General features: G+C 59.3%; 18 protein-coding genes. 4 read left to right on the top strand and 14 right to left on the bottom strand.

The genetic code is table 11. The features are described from left to right. Nucleotides 1-89: 89 nt before the first annotated feature. Both sseA and WFN61_RS09600 read left to right on the top strand, forming a co-directional pair. Nucleotides 90-932, top strand: a complete 843-nt coding sequence (gene sseA, locus WFN61_RS09605) for a 3-mercaptopyruvate sulfurtransferase (RefSeq protein ID WP_337038590.1) — start codon at nucleotides 90-92, stop codon at nucleotides 930-932. A gap of 2 nt (nucleotides 933-934) precedes the next feature. Next, nucleotides 935-1,705, top strand: a complete 771-nt coding sequence (locus tag WFN61_RS09600) for a MurR/RpiR family transcriptional regulator (RefSeq protein ID WP_337038589.1) — start codon at nucleotides 935-937, stop codon at nucleotides 1,703-1,705. Nucleotides 1,706-1,726: 21 nt separating this feature from the next. Here WFN61_RS09600 and sseB read toward each other — a convergent pair whose 3' ends face one another. The 11 genes from sseB to trmJ all read right to left on the bottom strand — a co-directional run bounded on the left by sseB (nucleotide 1,727) and on the right by trmJ (nucleotide 10,518). Beyond that, nucleotides 1,727-2,509, bottom strand: coding sequence for an enhanced serine sensitivity protein SseB (gene sseB / locus WFN61_RS09595; RefSeq protein ID WP_337038588.1), 783 nt, complete (start codon nucleotides 2,507-2,509; stop codon nucleotides 1,727-1,729). Nucleotides 2,510-2,564: 55 nt separating this feature from the next. Further along, nucleotides 2,565-3,854: an aminopeptidase PepB gene (gene pepB, locus WFN61_RS09590; RefSeq protein WP_222888501.1), complete on the bottom strand. Its 1,290-nt coding sequence runs from the start codon at nucleotides 3,852-3,854 to the stop codon at nucleotides 2,565-2,567. 65 nt (nucleotides 3,855-3,919) lie between these two features. Then, entirely contained in the window at nucleotides 3,920-4,120 is a 201-nt protein-coding gene (gene iscX, locus WFN61_RS09585; protein ID WP_042389051.1) for a Fe-S cluster assembly protein IscX, read from the bottom strand. Between the two features lies 1 nt (nucleotide 4,121). After that, on the bottom strand, nucleotides 4,122-4,457 hold the full coding sequence (fdx, locus tag WFN61_RS09580; protein WP_034459208.1) for an ISC system 2Fe-2S type ferredoxin: 336 nt from the start codon (nucleotides 4,455-4,457) through the stop codon (nucleotides 4,122-4,124). A 1-nt stretch (nucleotide 4,458) separates the two neighbouring features. Continuing rightward, entirely contained in the window at nucleotides 4,459-6,309 is a 1,851-nt protein-coding gene (hscA, locus tag WFN61_RS09575; RefSeq protein WP_312177608.1) for a Fe-S protein assembly chaperone HscA, read from the bottom strand. Nucleotides 6,310-6,324: 15 nt separating this feature from the next. After that, nucleotides 6,325-6,840: a co-chaperone HscB gene (gene hscB, locus WFN61_RS09570; RefSeq protein ID WP_144818150.1), complete on the bottom strand. Its 516-nt coding sequence runs from the start codon at nucleotides 6,838-6,840 to the stop codon at nucleotides 6,325-6,327. Between the two features lie 72 nt (nucleotides 6,841-6,912). After that, the gene (gene iscA, locus WFN61_RS09565; protein ID WP_103818854.1) at nucleotides 6,913-7,236 is read right to left on the bottom strand and encodes an iron-sulfur cluster assembly protein IscA; all 324 of its coding nucleotides are present in this window, start codon (nucleotides 7,234-7,236) and stop codon (nucleotides 6,913-6,915) included. Nucleotides 7,237-7,251: 15 nt separating this feature from the next. Continuing rightward, complete coding sequence (iscU, locus tag WFN61_RS09560) at nucleotides 7,252-7,638, bottom strand: Fe-S cluster assembly scaffold IscU (protein ID WP_042389043.1); 387 nt, start codon at nucleotides 7,636-7,638, stop codon at nucleotides 7,252-7,254. Between the two features lie 27 nt (nucleotides 7,639-7,665). After that, nucleotides 7,666-8,880, bottom strand: a complete 1,215-nt coding sequence (locus tag WFN61_RS09555) for an IscS subfamily cysteine desulfurase (RefSeq protein ID WP_144818149.1) — start codon at nucleotides 8,878-8,880, stop codon at nucleotides 7,666-7,668. A 243-nt stretch (nucleotides 8,881-9,123) separates the two neighbouring features. After that, nucleotides 9,124-9,615 (bottom strand): Fe-S cluster assembly transcriptional regulator IscR, encoded by a 492-nt coding sequence (gene iscR / locus WFN61_RS09550; protein WP_144818148.1) that lies wholly within the window; start codon nucleotides 9,613-9,615, stop codon nucleotides 9,124-9,126. Nucleotides 9,616-9,789: 174 nt separating this feature from the next. Further along, nucleotides 9,790-10,518: a tRNA (cytosine(32)/uridine(32)-2'-O)-methyltransferase TrmJ gene (gene trmJ / locus WFN61_RS09545; protein WP_144818147.1), complete on the bottom strand. Its 729-nt coding sequence runs from the start codon at nucleotides 10,516-10,518 to the stop codon at nucleotides 9,790-9,792. A 122-nt stretch (nucleotides 10,519-10,640) separates the two neighbouring features. Here trmJ and suhB point away from each other — a divergent pair, with 122 nt between their 5' ends. Next, entirely contained in the window at nucleotides 10,641-11,444 is an 804-nt protein-coding gene (gene suhB, locus WFN61_RS09540) for an inositol-1-monophosphatase (protein ID WP_144818146.1), read from the top strand. Nucleotides 11,445-11,485: 41 nt separating this feature from the next. Here suhB and WFN61_RS09535 read toward each other — a convergent pair whose 3' ends face one another. Continuing rightward, nucleotides 11,486-12,460 (bottom strand): nickel/cobalt transporter, encoded by a 975-nt coding sequence (locus WFN61_RS09535; protein ID WP_312928211.1) that lies wholly within the window; start codon nucleotides 12,458-12,460, stop codon nucleotides 11,486-11,488. Further along, nucleotides 12,457-13,098, bottom strand: coding sequence for a DUF1007 family protein (locus WFN61_RS09530; RefSeq protein ID WP_312177596.1), 642 nt, complete (start codon nucleotides 13,096-13,098; stop codon nucleotides 12,457-12,459). The genes WFN61_RS09535 and WFN61_RS09530 overlap by 4 nt, the downstream gene beginning before the upstream one ends. Nucleotides 13,099-13,222: 124 nt before the next feature. Here WFN61_RS09530 and csiE point away from each other — a divergent pair, with 124 nt between their 5' ends. Then, the gene (gene csiE / locus WFN61_RS09525) at nucleotides 13,223-14,500 is read left to right on the top strand and encodes a stationary phase inducible protein CsiE (protein ID WP_144818143.1); all 1,278 of its coding nucleotides are present in this window, start codon (nucleotides 13,223-13,225) and stop codon (nucleotides 14,498-14,500) included. On the opposite strand, the gene WFN61_RS09520 is transcribed toward csiE, so the two are convergent. Then, the gene (locus tag WFN61_RS09520; RefSeq protein ID WP_144818142.1) at nucleotides 14,497-15,636 is read right to left on the bottom strand and encodes a 3-phenylpropionate MFS transporter; all 1,140 of its coding nucleotides are present in this window, start codon (nucleotides 15,634-15,636) and stop codon (nucleotides 14,497-14,499) included. The two genes, csiE and WFN61_RS09520, sit on opposite strands and share 4 nt — an antisense overlap. Nucleotides 15,637-15,735 lie beyond the last annotated feature (99 nt).

Below are 15,735 nucleotides of genomic sequence, written 5' to 3'. Positions count from 1 at the left end.
TGCTCGCGGCGTTGCGAGGGTAAACTTGTCGGTGTGAGAAAAAACACCGACAATCCTTTAATCAACACATTAAAGGAGGCCCACCTGCTATGACTACCTCATTCTTCGTTGCTGCCGACTGGCTAATTGAACACGGCGACTCGCCTGACGTACAGATTATTGATGCGCGCATGGCACCGGTTGGCCAGGAGCACAGGGATATGCGCGCCGAGTACCGCGCCGGACACCTGCCGGGCGCGGTCTTTTTCGATATTGAAGCCCTCTCTGACCATACCTCTTCCCTGCCCCATATGCTGCCGCGCCCGGAGGCCTTCGCCGTTGCCATGCGTGAGCTAGGCATCAGCAGCGATAAGCACCTGGTGGTTTACGATGAAGGTAACCTCTACTCTGCGCCTCGGGCGTGGTGGATGCTTAAAACCTTTGGCGTGGAGCAGGTATCGATTCTGGCGGGTGGCCTGGCAGGCTGGCAGCGCGACGAGCTGCCGCTTCAGCAGGGTGACGTGACGCTGCCTGAAGCTGAGTTTGAAGCCCACTTTGACGCCGACCGCGTGAAGCGCCTCACTGACGTGCTGCTGATTAGCCATGAGAAAACCGCTCAGCTGGTAGATGCCCGTCCTGCCCCACGCTTTAACGCCGAAGCGGATGAGCCGCGTCCGGGACTGAAGCGCGGTCATATCCCTGGGGCGCTGAACGTGCCGTGGGGCGATCTGGTGTTTGAGGGCGAGTTAAAGACCACCGACGAGCTGAGCGCTGTGTTTGGCCGTCAGGGTGTCGATCTCAACAAGCCGATTGTGGTGAGCTGTGGCTCAGGGGTTACCGCTGCCGTGGTGGCGCTGGCGCTGGAGACGCTGGGTGTAGAGGGCGTTACGCTCTATGACGGCTCATGGAGTGAGTGGGGCGCGCGGGACGATCTGCCCGTTGAACCATCCTGAGCATGGACAACCGCCTTGCGCCGTTGCTGTCGCGCGGCGAGTCGCTGACCCGCGCGGAGTATCGCGTGCTGGCCCATCTCACCGCCCACCCGCTTCTGGTGGGCAACATCACCGTGCGCGAGCTGGCCCAGGAGACCTTTGTCTCTACCGCCACCATCATGCGCCTGTGTCAGAAGCTGGGTTTTAGCGGCTACAGCGAGCTGATCTGGTACTGCAAGCAGCTGCTTGCCGATACGCCACACATCGCGGTCCCGGCGGATGAAACCGCCGATCTCTCGCTGCGGTTTAATCAGTTTATCGCTAACTACCAGCAGACCTTTCGCTGGGCGACGGAGGAGAAGCGCCGTTGTTTCGCCGCTCTGCTGCGTGAGAAAGAGAGCTTTTCTCTCTACGGGGCGGGCTTCTCCTATCTCTTTGCGGAGTATCTCACCAAGAAACTACAGGTGCTGGGCAAGACGGCGTTTATCTCTGGGCCGGGGGACAGCCGCAATATTTTTCTCAGCAACGCCGCCCGCTATGAGGTGTTTATTGCCGTCTCCCGCAGCGGTGAAACGGAGCAGGTGCTGGATAAAGCGCGCATAGCGAAAAACGTTGGCATGACTACCGTGGCGTTTACCCGCGCCTCGGCCAATACCCTGGCGGGCATGGCAGATCTCCATTTCGGACTGTATGACGAGGCGGTGCATTTTGCCGCCGAAGCCGCAGGGGTAACCTCGTTCGAGTCGAACCTGGTACTGCTGATGGATTTGCTGCTGCTGGAAGCGACGGGGTGAACGCTCACCCCGTCAGAGGGACTAGATAATGCGCTGCTTGAAGTCGCGCAGGAAGCTGCCCCAGCGACGCTCGTAGAAGGGCGTAATGTGCGCCAGCATAAAGTGGCTGATGCCCTTCTCGCCTTCGGCAACGAGGCAGATGTCGACGGGCTCATCGCCCGGCAACGTGTCGGAGGCAACGCTGCCAGCTGACTGGATAATCGCGTCGATGTCGCTGTCGGCCTCAACTTCAATGCCGATCAGCAGGTTGGGCTGGGCGTCAGCCTCCTCTTTGATAGAGCAGAGAAACGCGCGTTTGACCGTTTTCATGGTCTTAAACAGCGTCGTCAACGAGTCAACCATCTGCGCAGGCGGCTCGGCCACCTCGGAGAGCAGCAGCGCGCTGCCGCCCTCTATGACCTTCTGCTGGCTGAGGGGGTTTCCCTCCTCTTTCCCTACCAGGTGGGCGATTTCACTCGGCGTAAACTCTTTGCCCGTCGGCAGCTTAGCGTTGAGGAACAGCGTCTCGCCGAGGGTCATCTCAAACAGAGTACGCACCGGCATTACCACGAATGCCTGCTCATCCTCAACCGCCTGCTGTAAAGCCTCAAGGGAGGTGAAAAACGGGATCACCGAGGTGCCGTCGTCTTTCTCCCAGTGCTGAATATCCAGGGCGCTATCTTCAACCACCGTCTGGCCCTCTGCCGCCGTACCGGGAACCCAGACGGTGGAGGTCATCAGCGTGCGGAAGAACGCAGGACGGTGACCCGGCTCGGTCGCCGCCTGCTCAAGCAGGGTCTCTAATTCGTTTTTCGTTTCAGACATAGACTCACAACTTCGTAAATCGCCGGGTGGCACTACGCTTACCCGGCCTACGTTATTATTCCGCAGTTAACAGGTTGGCGATGGTACGTACGCCCAGACCGGTTGCCCCAGCAGCCCACTGATCCACGGCCGCTTTACGGTAGGTGGCAGAGCAGTCGATATGCAGCCAACCTTCACGGTAGTTCTCAACAAAGTGGGAGAGGAAACCGGCGGCGGTGCTGGCTCCCGCCGGGAAGGCGGCGCTGGCAGTGTTGTTCAGTTCGGCAAAGTTAGACGGCAGCTGGCTGCGGTGGAACTCCGCCAGCGGCAGACGCCAGAACGGCTCGTTCTCCGCGCTGGCGCTGGCCAGCAGGCGATTTGCCAGCTTGTCATCAAAGCTCAGCAGCGCGTGGTAGTCGTTGCCGAGGGCGGTTTTCGCCGCGCCGGTCAGCGTTGCCGCGTCGATAATCAGCTCTGGATTTTGCTTCACCGCGTCGATCAGGCCATCGGCCAGCACCAGACGGCCTTCGGCGTCGGTATTCATGATCTCAACGGTTTTGCCGTTGCGGTAGCGAATGATGTCGCCAAGCTTGAAGGCGTTGCCGCTGATCAGGTTATCTGCGCAGCAGAGGTAGAGCTTCACGCGTTTGTTCAGGCCACGCGTAATGGCAAATGCCAGCGCGCCGGTGACCATGGCTGCGCCGCCCATATCGGACTTCATCGAGTCCATAAAAGCGCTCTGCTTAATGCTGTAGCCGCCGGAGTCAAAGGTGACGCCTTTGCCGACCAGGCAGGCGTAGACCGGGGCATTTTTATCACCGGTGGGGTTGTAGTCCAGCGCCAGCAGAACCGGCGTGCGCTCGGAGCCGCGGCCAACGGTGTAGATCCCCATGTAGTTCTGCTCGCGCAGATCTTCGCCTTTGGTAATGCGGTAAGAGATGTTCTCCCCGCCCACGCCGCTCAGCAGATCCACCGCGCGCTGGGCCAATTGCTCCGGCCCCAGCTCTTCGGGAGAGGCGTTGATGGCATCGCGCACCCAGTCGATAACGTTGCGGCGGCTCTCCAGCTCTTTCTGCTGGGCATCGTCCAGCGCAGCCCACTCAATTTTGCGGCTGCCTTTCGGCCCGCGGTAGCCCTGCCAGAATGCCCAGCTGCGGTCGACGTCCCAGCCCTCGCCTGCCAGCTGGACGTGCTTGATGCCCATGCCGTCGATTTTGCGCGCCGCGCGCTGGATCAGGCCCAGGTCGTCTGCACCGGTAAGGTGTAGCGCAACGCCGTCGCTGTTAATGCTGTAAGCTGCTTTCTCGCCCCAGCGCGCATCGGCGGGCTGAGTCGTCAGAGTGATTTTCATGGCTTCGGTTGTCATTATTCTGTCCTTATGATCAAGCCTGCGATGTGAAAACGGGCTACCCGAAGGCAGCCCGCTGTGCATTATGACGCTTCGTCTAACCAGACTAACAGAATCGCTTCCAGAATCTTTTCATTGGATGCGTTTGGTTCGTCATCAAAGTCGTCCAGTTCACAAATCCACTGGTGCATATCGGTAAAGCGCACGGTTTTCGGATCGAGATCCGGGTAAGCGTCATACAGCGCCTCGCCGATTTCACGGCTGTCACTCCACTTTAGGCCCATATCAATGCTCCCGCGCGTGGTTAATAGTATAACGCGGCATCTCGACCACCAGATCTTCGTCGGTGACGCGAGCCTGACAGCTCAGACGGCTCTCCGGCTCCAGACCCCAGGCTTTATCCAGCATGTCGTCTTCGTCTTCGGTGCTCTCCGCCAGCGAGTCAAAACCTTCACGCACTACGCAGTGGCAGGTGGTGCAGGCACAGGATTTTTCACAGGCGTGTTCAATCTCAATGCCGTTACGCAGGGCAACGTCAAGAATGGTCTCACCGACATTCGCTTCCAGAACAGCGCCATCCGGACAGAGATCCTGATGGGGCAAAAATACAATCTTTGGCATATTAAACCTCGTCCACAGAGTGGCCCTTCAGCGCTTTACGAACCGACTGGTCCATGCGGCGTGCGGCAAACTCCTGGGTTTGTTTGTCTATATTTTTAATGGCTTGCTCTATGGCGTCAGCGTCATCGCCCTCGGCGGCTACACGCAGACGTGCAGCGGCGTCGTCAATAACCTGACGTTCTGCGGCGCTTAACAGCGCGGCATCGGTTCCGAGCGCGCTTTGCAGACTCTCCAGCACGCGCGCGGCCTCCACTTTCTGCTCTGCCAGCATTCGCGCTTTCACGTCTTCGCCAGCAAAGCTCATGGAATCCTGGATCATGGTGGCGATTTCGCCATCGGTCAGCCCGTAGGAGGGTTTAACCTGAATTGAGGCGGCCACGCCAGTGGATTTTTCCATGGCGGTGACGCTCAGCAGGCCGTCGGCGTCCACCTGGAAGGTCACGCGAATGTGTGCCCCGCCGGCAGGCAGCGCCGGGATACCGCGCAGGGTAAAGCGCCCCAGCGAGCGGCAGTCGGCGACCAGCTCACGCTCGCCCTGCATCACGTGGATCGACATGGCGGTCTGGCCATCTTTAAAGGTGGTGAACTCCTGGGCGCGCGCCACCGGAATGGTGGTGTTACGCGGGATCACTTTCTCTACCAGTCCGCCCATGGTCTCAAGACCCAGCGACAGCGGGATGACGTCCAGCAGCAGCATTTCGCTGTCCGGCTTGTTGCCGACCAGAATATCGGCCTGAATCGCCGCGCCGATGGCAACAACCTTATCGGGATCGATGGTGGTCAGCGGCTGGCGACCAAAGAACTCGCCGACGCGATCGCGCACCAGCGGCACGCGGGTGGAGCCCCCCACCATTACCACTTCCAGCACCTCGCCGGCCTCAACGCCTGCGTCTTTCAACGCCCGGCGGCAGGAGAGCAGCGTGCGCTTAACCAGGGTAGAGATGAGATCGTTGAACTCGGTGCGGGTGATGCTGCCCTGCCAGCCCGCCACGTCAACGTCGACGCTTTCGGCATCGCTGAGGGCAATTTTTGCGTCGATAGCCGCGTCCAGCAGCTGACGCTGCAGACGCGGATCCTGACGATCGCTGATGCCCGCCAGCTCACGGATGCGATCCGCCAGCAGGTGGTCGAAGTCGTCGCCGCCCAGCGCGGAGTCGCCGCCGGTGGCCAGGACTTCAAATACCCCACGGCTCAGGCGCAGGATAGAGATATCAAAGGTGCCGCCGCCCAGATCGTAAACGGCGATCACGCCCTCTTTGCCAGAGTCGAGGCCGTAGGCGATGGCTGCCGCCGTCGGCTCGTTAAGCAGGCGCAGCACGTGCAGGCCCGCCAGCCGCGCGGCGTCTTTGGTGCCCTGACGCTGGGCATCGTCAAAGTAGGCCGGGACGGTGATCACTACGCCGTCCAGCTCGCCCGCCAGCGCTTCAGTGGCACGCGCGGCCAGCGCCTTGAGAATATCGGCAGAGATGCGCACCGGGTTCAGCAGGCCCGCAGCGGTGGCGATCATCGGCAGGCCGTTTTCGCTCGCCTGCAGCTGATACGGCAGATGCGGGTAGCGCGTCTGGATGTCGGCCAGCGAGCGGCCCATCATGCGCTTAACCGAGCTAATGGTATTAGCCGGATCGTTGACCGCATTGCTGCGCGCCTCAAAGCCCACCCGGTGGCCCTGCGGCTGATAGTGCACCACGGACGGCAACAGGTGACGCCCGTCGCTGTCCGGCAGCGTTTGTGCCTGGCCGCTACGCACGGTAGCCACCAGAGAGTGTGTTGTACCCAGATCAATGCCCGCCGCCAGACGACGCTGGTGCGGCGCGGCACTCATGCCCGGCTCACTAATTTGTAATAAGGCCATGTTTGCTTCCGAAATTTAAAAATCGAGCAGCTTTTCTTCGAGTTGTTCTGCTGTGCTGCGTAGTTTATCGAGAAAACGGAGTTTACGCACCGTCTCTGCGGCATCGCTCCACGACTCACCGTCAAGCTGCTCTACCATGGTCTGGTGGCGCGAGGTAAACATCGCCGCGACACGCTTCAGAAATGCCTCAAGCCGATCGGTATCGCGGGCCTGCTCAATCTCATCCAGCTCTTCACGCAGCTCAAGCTGCTCCATCAGGAAGGCGGTGTCGCGGACGGTGTGCTGCTCGCTGGCGAGGTCGAAACCGTGCAGGGAGAGCAGATACTCGGCGCGCGGCAGCGGATGGCGCAGCGTCTGCCATGCCTGGTTGATGGTCGCAGAGTGTTGGACGGCGGCAAGCTGTTCAGCGGCGGTGCCGCTGGCAAACCGGTCGGGATGGTATTGACGTTGCAGATCCTGAAAGCGGGTGGCCAGCGCCTGGGTATCCAGATGATAGCTGGCGGGCAACCCAAAGAGGGTAAAGTAATCCATAACAGTCTCGGGGTTAGGCGGGTTAAAGCAAACCCCACCGCAGAGCAGTGGGGTTGAGTCGTTCAGGCGCGGTTAAACGTGGAAGCTTTCGCCGCAGCCGCACTCATCTTTCACGTTCGGGTTAGTAAACTTAAACCCTTCGTTGAGGCCCTCTTTTACGAAGTCCAGCTGAGTGCCGTTCAGGAACTGCAGGCTTTTGCCATCGACCACGACCTTAACGCCTTTGTCTTCGAACACGGTATCTTCTGCCGCAGGCTCGTCAACAAATTCCAGCACGTAGGCCATACCCGAACAGCCGGAGGTTCTCACCCCCAGGCGCAGACCAAACCCTTTACCCCGGTTGGCCAGGAAGCTATTTACTCGCGCGGCAGCACTGTCGCTAAGGGTAATCGACATACAAACCTCTGCTCGTTATTTCGCGTCACGTTTGCTTTTGTAGTCCGCAATCGCCGCTTTGATTGCATCTTCCGCCAGGATAGAACAGTGGATCTTAACCGGCGGCAGCTCCAGCTCATCGGCGATGTCGGTGTTTTTAATCGCCTGGGCTTCGTCCAGGGATTTGCCTTTCACCCACTCGGTTACGAGGGAGCTGGAGGCGATCGCCGAGCCGCAGCCGTAGGTTTTAAAACGCGCGTCTTCAATGATGCCGTCGTTGTTTACTTTGATCTGCAGCTTCATGACGTCGCCACAGGCCGGTGCACCCACCATGCCGCTACCAACGCTGGCGTCGCTGTTGTCGAAAGAGCCAACGTTGCGCGGGTTTTCGTAGTGATCGATTACTTTTTCGCTATAAGCCATTTTAAATTCTCCTGATACCGCTACCGATTAATGATGAGACCATTCAATGCTGTTCAGATCCACGCCCTGTTTGAACATCTCCCACAGCGGAGAGAGGTCGCGCAGACGGCCAATGGAGTTGCGAACCAGATTGATGGTGTAGTCAATCTCTTCTTCGGTAGTGAAACGACCTAAAGAGAAACGAATAGAGCTGTGTGCCAGCTCGTCAGTCATGCCCAGCGCGCGCAGCACGTAGGATGGCTCAAGGCTTGCAGAGGTACAGGCGGAACCAGAAGAGACCGCGAGATCCTTCAGCGCCATGATCAGCGACTCGCCTTCAACGTAGTTAAAGCTGACGTTGAGGATGTTCGGTACGCCCTGCTCAAGATCGCCGTTCAGATACACTTCTTCCATATCTTTCACGCCGTCCCACAGACGGTTACGCAGCGTACGCAGGCGTGCCATCTCGGTGTCCATCTCTTCTTTGGCGATGCGGTAGGCTTCACCCATGCCAACGATCTGGTGCACAGGCAGCGTGCCGGAACGCATGCCGCGCTCGTGACCGCCACCGTGCATCTGTGCTTCAATGCGGATACGCGGTTTACGACGCACGTACAGCGCGCCAATCCCTTTCGGACCGTAGATTTTGTGGCCGGAGAAGGACATCAGGTCAACTTTCAGCTGGCTCAGATCGATAGGCAGCTTGCCCACGCTCTGGGTTGCATCAACGTGGTAGATGATGCCGCGCGCACGGCAGAGTTCACCGATGGTCGCGATATCCTGCACAACGCCGATTTCGTTGTTCACGTGCATGATGGAGACCAGAATGGTGTCGTCGCGCATGGCGGCTTCCAGCTCTTTCAGGTCGATAATGCCGTTGCTCTGCGGCGCGAGATAGGTCACGTCAAACCCTTCACGCTCCAGCTGACGGCAGGTATCCAGCACGGCTTTGTGTTCGGTTTTGCTGGTGATGATGTGCTTGCCTTTTTTCTGGTAGAAGTTGGCAGCACCTTTGATCGCCAGGTTGTCAGATTCGGTTGCACCGGAGGTGAAAACAATTTCACGCGGATCAGCGCCAACCAGCTCGGCAATCTGATTACGGGCGATATCTACCGCCTCTTCAGCATGCCAGCCAAAACGGTGTGAACGGGAAGCTGGGTTACCAAAGTTTCCGTCCAGGGTCAGACACTGCATCATTTTCTCGGCAACACGCGGATCCACCGGCGTAGTTGCGGAGTAGTCGAGATAGATCGGTAATTTCATTGCTCTATAGACTCCGTACATCGCTTCAATGCAAGGAACCAGGCAACCGGCTGGATGTACGGCCGACGTGGCGGAGCGTGGCGCTCCGGCCTGGTTCATAAATCTTTTATAGTTTTTTACCCTAACTGTTTTGCGGTGCGGCAAGGCGGCAAGCTTGTGAATCCCCAGGAGCTTACATGAGTAAGTGACTTGGGGTGAACAAGCGCAGCCAACGCAGCAGCGCCCCGAAACAGGACGGGTAAATTAGGCGCGCAGTTTGACGTTAATGGCGTCCTGCGCGCGGGTGGTGCGCTGTGTTTCCTGGCTGTGCTGGCGATCGGCAACGTCCATCACTTCCTGGTTATTGACCAGTTCACCGAGGGTGATATTGTTCAGGAAGCCGGTCAGACGATCGCTCAGGTCGCGCCACAGCGCGTGGGTCAGGCACTTATCGCCGCCCTGGCAGCCGCCTTTACCCTGACAGCGGGTGGCGTCTACCGATTCGTCAACGGCGCTGATCACTTCGCCAACGGCGATGCTGTTGGCATCTTTACCTAACAGATAACCGCCGCCCGGACCGCGCACGCTGGCGACCAGGCCATTTTTACGCAGGCGGGAGAAGAGCTGCTCCAGATAAGAGAGGGAGATTCCCTGACGCTCGGAGATATCAGCCAACGGCACCGGGCCCGATTCAGAGTTGAGCGCAACGTCCAGCATTGCAGTAACGGCATAACGCCCTTTAGATGTCAGTCTCATGTCTTACTTAACCTCAAACTCGCCCCTGCCCGGGGTTGTCGTTATATAGATAGTTATAAAAACAGTTATAAATGGTCTGTTACATAGCAGGCGCAAGTGTGACATTCCCGACTAAAATGGTCAACTATTTACTTGACTGTTTTAGTCAGGTATTAGGCGTTTTGTGCCGTTTTATTACTCTTTACTCTTCTGCTCAATCGACGCCAGAATACCGCGCAGGATGTTCAGCTCCTGGCTCTCCGGACGTGCGCGGGTAAACAGTCGACGCAGCTTGTTCATTACCTGTCCCGGATGATCGGGGCGGATAAAACCGGTCGCCAGCAGAGTCTGTTCAAGGTGGCCGTAGAAGCGCTCAAGGTCGTCTACCAGCGGATAAGGCGTCTCTTCCTCTGCCGGTTCAGCGTCGGCTTCCTGCGCCGCCAGCCAGGCCATGCGGACTTCATAGGCGATGACCTGTACCGCCATGGCCAGGTTCAGCGAGCTGTACTCCGGGTTCGCAGCAATAGCAACGTGGTAGTGGCACTTCTGCAACTCTTCGTTGGTCAGGCCCACGCGCTCGCGGCCAAATACCAGCGCGACCGGCGCGTGCTGCCCTTCGCTAACGCTCTTCAGTCCGCACTCGCGCGGATCCAGCATTGGCCACGGCAGCGTACGGGAGCGCGCGCTGGTGCCCACCACCAGGCTGCAGCCCGCCAGCGCGTCGTCGAGGGTGTCGACAATCTGTGCATTACCGATGACGTCGCTAGCCCCGGCGGCCAGGGCGATGGCCTGGGAGTCCGGCTTCACCAGCGGGTTAACCAGCCAAAGGTTTGTTAAGCCCATGGTTTTCATGGCGCGGGCAACGGAGCCCATGTTGCCGGTGTGAGAGGTTTCAACCAGCACGATTCGTATATTTTGCAGCATAGTTTTTCAGCGTCTTAAGAATATTTGCGCATATTAGCATAAAGCAAAGACATAATCCGAACTCGCTGGTATACTCTGCGCCGTTTTCACCCCCGTTCTTTAACATCCAGTGAGAGATACCGATGCATCCAATGCTGACCATCGCCGTGCGCGCAGCGCGCAAGGCGGGTAATGTAATTGCCAAACACTACGAAACGCCCGACTCTGTTGAAACCAACCAGAAAGGCAGCAATGATTTCGTAACTAACGTTGATAAAGCCGCCGAGGCTATGATTATCGACACTATCCGCAAATCTTACCCGCAACATACCATTATCACCGAAGAGTCCGGTGAACACGCAGGCGAAGATCAGGATGTGCAATGGGTTATCGATCCACTGGATGGCACCACCAACTTTATCAAACGTCTGCCCCACTTCTCGGTCTCAATCGCTGTGCGTATTAAAGGCCGTACCGAAGTTGCCGTGGTTTACGATCCAATGCGTAACGAACTCTTCACCGCTACCCGTGGCCAGGGCGCACAGCTCAACGGCTACCGCCTGCGTGGCGGCACCGCTCGCGATCTGGATGGCACCATCCTGGCGACCGGTTTCCCGTTCAAAGCCAAACAGCATGCCCCGACCTACATCAAGATCGTGGGTAAACTCTTCACCGAGTGCGCTGACTTCCGCCGCACCGGCTCTGCCGCGCTGGATCTGGCCTACGTTGCCGCTGGTCGCGTAGACGGTTTCTTTGAGATCGGCCTGAAGCCGTGGGATTTTGCCGCAGGGGAGCTGCTGGTTCGTGAAGCAGGTGGCCTGGTGTGTGACTTCACCGGTAACCACAACTACATGATGAGCGGTAACATCGTCGCCGGTAACCCGCGCGTAGTGAAAGCCATGCTGGCGAACATGCGTGACGAGCTGAGTGAAGCGCTGAAGCGTTAAGCATCGCTAACGCCGGATGAGCGCTTCGCTTATCCGGCGATTTAAAACGGCCTCAATCCCCTGCCCACCGGCACTGCACTGAGCCACATCACCACCGCCGCCGTTACCAGAATCACGCCTCCAGCCAAAGCCAGCGTTGACCAGCCTACCTGCTGCCACAGCACCGGCGTTTTAGTGCCGCCGAGTTTGACCGCCAACCGCCGAAAGCTATGCACCAGCAGCGCCAGAGAAGAGATGGTCAGCGAAGTGCCTGCCGCCATCGCCATGGCCGATGCCATTCCCCAGCTAAACACCCCGATAACTTTACTAAACAGCAGGACCATGATCGCCCCGGAACAGGGTCGCATCCCCATCGACAGAATAATCATCAGTCGGGCGCGCCAGTCATCGCCGCGCGTGAGCTGCTCCGGCGTGGGCAGATGCTGATGCCCGCAGCCGCAGTGGGCATCGTGCACATGGTGTGGGGTAAAAGCGGTAAACTTCGGCCTGCGCAAGAGCAGACGCAGCTTATTCAGCGCCCGCCAGCAGAGCAGGAGTCCCAGCACGCCCACCAGAGCATAGCTCCCCTTCTCTAACCAGTAGCTGCTCACATGCAGCTGACGGGCAGGCAGCTGGAGCAGGGTCAGAACCACAACCACCAGCACAATGGCTACCAGCCCCTGCAGCAGCGACGAGGCGAGGGTCAGGCCTATGCTCGACCTCAGTTTTGACGGATGGGTGGCGAGCCAGGTGGTTATCACCACTTTACCGTGGCCCGGCCCAAGGGCGTGTAGCACTCCATAAAGAAAGCTAAACAGCAGCAGCGCCCCACCCGCCCGGCTCGGATCCGCCGCCACGCCTTTTAACAGGGCGCTCATCTGCTGGTTAACTTCCCGCTGCCAGCCCGCGCTCTCCAGCATGATCCGGGGCCAGGCGTGCCACAGCTGAATCCCACCCACCACTGCACAGAGCAGCAGCAGGGCCAGCGGCCAGAGCGCACGCCAGCGGGGCGCGCCTCTTACTGAACTTAGCATCATGCCTTGCACTCCAGAGTCACGGTCTGGGCAAACTGCTTGCCGAGATCCATATCCTCCGGCGGCGCATCCTCTTTATCCAGCGACTGCGCGAAGGCCAGAGTCTCCTCCCCCGGCGTCGGCGTGTGCAGCTCTGCCTGGCAATGTTTTTGCAGATCGGCAGAGAGCGTAATGTCGCGCTCGCTCTGGTAGGTCATATCGACATAGTAGGTGGGATCGAAGGTGGAAAAGGTGTAGCGCTGCCCGGCCAGCGGCTGCGGCGTGGCCAGCGGCAGGGTAAAGGTCAGCACGGCCTGGTGATCGACCCGCGACATGCCGTAGTGCGTGGGCCGATTAAGAAACTTAACCCGCTGCCCGTTATGCCAGACCTCGGTAAAGTAGTGCTGCCCCAGCACGTTGGCCATCACCTCTGCCGCCAGCTTTTTCCATACCGGCGATTCCGGCTTAGCGTCGCCAGCGTCATAGAGCAGATCGGCTGAAGTGATCTCATCCATCGTCCAGCGCATATCGAGAGCAACGAGCTGCCCCTTCGCCACAACCGGCTCGGTTTGCAGACGAATAAAGCTATGGGGATGCGCCAGCGCGGGAAGCGATAAAAACGCGAAAACCAGCGCGCCAGCGTACGGTTTAACTGTTTGCATGTGTTCCTTACGAGAAAAATTCTGTGACGCCCCCCGGCATTCCTGAGGGAAAGCCCGACAGCGGGGCTTTCGCCGCCGTATCCTTTAGCTATTCTTATCGAAACCCCTAACTGGAATCCAGCAGATGACAACCGTAACGATACCGCCATCTGTGCTCTCCAGTTCACAACGCCGCTGTCATGTACTCCTAATGCTCGCCCTGCCAGGACAAACGGTGACACCAGATATACTCGGCAAGCTGAACAACGTGGACGGCACAATTACCCGGCAAGATATTGCCGATACGGGTCATGAGATCCAGCGCTACCATCGGCTGAACATTACCGCGCAGCAGGACGGCAGCTACCGCATCGAGGGCGCGGCCCTTGACCAGCGTCTCTGCCTCATCCACTGGCTCAAGCGCGCCATTCGTCTCTGCCCCAACTTTGTTAGCGCTCACTTTACCCCGGCGCTAAAAAATGCGCTTAAGCAGCAGGGTATCGCCAGAACATTGTATGACGATACTAACCTGCATGCCCTGATTAATCTCTGCTCCCGTCGCCTTGAACGGCAGTTTGAGCAGCGGGATATTCAGTTCCTCCGCCTCTATCTACAATATTGCCTGCTTGCGCACCAGCTTGGCTTTACGCCCGCGTTCGCCCCCTTGCAGCAGGCCTGGGCCGAGGCGCGGGCGGAGTATCTGGTCGCCCATGAGATCATTCGCCACTGGCAGCGCCGGGTCGTTCCGATCCCACACGTGAGCGAGCATCTCTTTCTGGCGGTGCTGTTTATGCTGCTGCGCACGCCGGATCCGATCCGCGACAGCCACCAGCAGGATACCCGGCTGCGGGAAGCTATTCACCGCACCATCGAACGCTTTCGCACCCTCTCCGGGATGGACTTTAGCGATGAGCAGGGGCTGACCGATCAGCTCTATATTCACCTGGCGCAGGCGCTGAACCGTAGCCTGTTTGGCATCGGAATCGACACCAGCCTGACGGAGGAGATTAATCTGCTCTATCCCCGGCTGATGCGTACCACCCGCGAGGCGCTGCTCTGTTTCGAAGAGGAGTATAACCTGTGCTTTACCCATGAGGAGGCGGGACTGGTGGCAGTGATCTTTGGCGCATGGCTGATGCAGGAGAGCGATCTGCACGAGAAGCAGGTGGTCCTGCTCACCGACGACGCGCCGGAGCGGGAGCGGGCCATTGAAGAGCAGCTGCGTGAGCTGACGCTGCTGCCGCTGAATATCAAGTATCTGCCGCTCGCCACCTTCCAGCAAGAGGGAGCCCCGCGCGAGGCCGCCCTGATAGTGACCCCTTACGTGACGCCGCTGCCGCTCTTCTCCGCCCCGCTGATCCATGCGGTGATGACCCTGAGCGAGCAGCAGCAGCGACACATTCGCGACATGCTGGAGTCTTAAGCCCGGGCGGTAACGCCGGGCCGAACAAACAGCGCGGGCAGCGCGACCAGCGCCATCACCCAGAATACGCCCTGGTGCAGATGCTGGAACAGGAAGCCAGCAAAGATGGTCATGACCGCGATGCTACCCCCCATCGCCACCGCCGAGTAGACGGCCTGCAGGCGGATCACCTCGCTCCCCTGGCGGGCGGCAATATAGCGCATCGCCGCCAGGTGGCAGACGGTAAAGGTTCCACAGTGCAGCACCTGCACCACCAGCAGCCACGGCAGCGCCGTGGTCCAGCCCATCAGCGTCCAGCGCACTACGCCGCACACCGCCGACAGCAGGAGCAGATCCCGGGCGCTCCAGCGGCGGAACAGGCGATTGCTCAGGGCGAAGATTATCACCTCCGCAACAACGCCCAGCGACCAGAGATAGCCCACCGTTGAGGCGGAGTAGCCCGCCTCCTGCCAGTAGATGGCGCTGAAGCCGTAGTAGGCGGCGTGCGCCCCCTGCAGCAGCGAGACGCAGGCAAGAAAGCGCCCGTTCTGACGTATCAGGCTGCGCCATGCGGGCCAGCCGGCGGCGGCCTGCGCCCGGCGCTCCCCAAGCGGCATCACCGACGGACGCAGCAGCATCCCGAGCAGCATGGAGACACTCCCCAGGGTAAGCATCGCCAGGATCGCCCGGTAGTCGAAGAGGCTCACCAGCTTGCCGGTTAGCGCCGAGCCGATCACAAAGGCGACCGATCCCCACAGGCGCACCCGGCCATAGTCCATGACGATCTGCTTTTGCCAGGTGTTGGCCAGCGCGTCGGTGAGCGGCACCAGCGGCGAGAAGAACAGGTTAAAGCCGATGATGATCGCCATCAGCCAGCCAACGTGGTTTCCAGCCCAAAAGGCCAGGGCAAACAGCAGCGTCAGGAGAGCCAGTACACGCAGGGCGAACACCAGCCGGGAGGGATCGGTGACCCGAGGGGCAATAATCAGGCTGCCAAGAAAGCGAGCGACCAGCCCTGCGCCGAGCAGCAGGCCGATGGTTTCCGGCGTCAGGCCGGTGCCCTTGAGCCAAACGCTCCAGAAAGGTAAAAAGATGCCGTAGCTGAAAAAGTAGGTAAAGTAGCTCAGCGCCAGCCAGCGCGTAGAATGCAAAACCATGAATCCCTCCCGTTTTGAAGGCGTTAGTCTGGCGTTAAAACCCTGCAGGTGCAAGCAAACCCTAAACAGCGAGACGGGTTGCCAAAGCGTGAATTTGCT

Source organism: Pseudescherichia sp. AS216 (assembly GCF_037152055.1).
Classification (GTDB): domain Bacteria; phylum Pseudomonadota; class Gammaproteobacteria; order Enterobacterales; family Enterobacteriaceae; genus Pseudescherichia.
The sequence above is the reverse complement of the archived record's forward strand: the minus strand, read 5'-3'. Positions and strand labels throughout refer to the sequence as shown.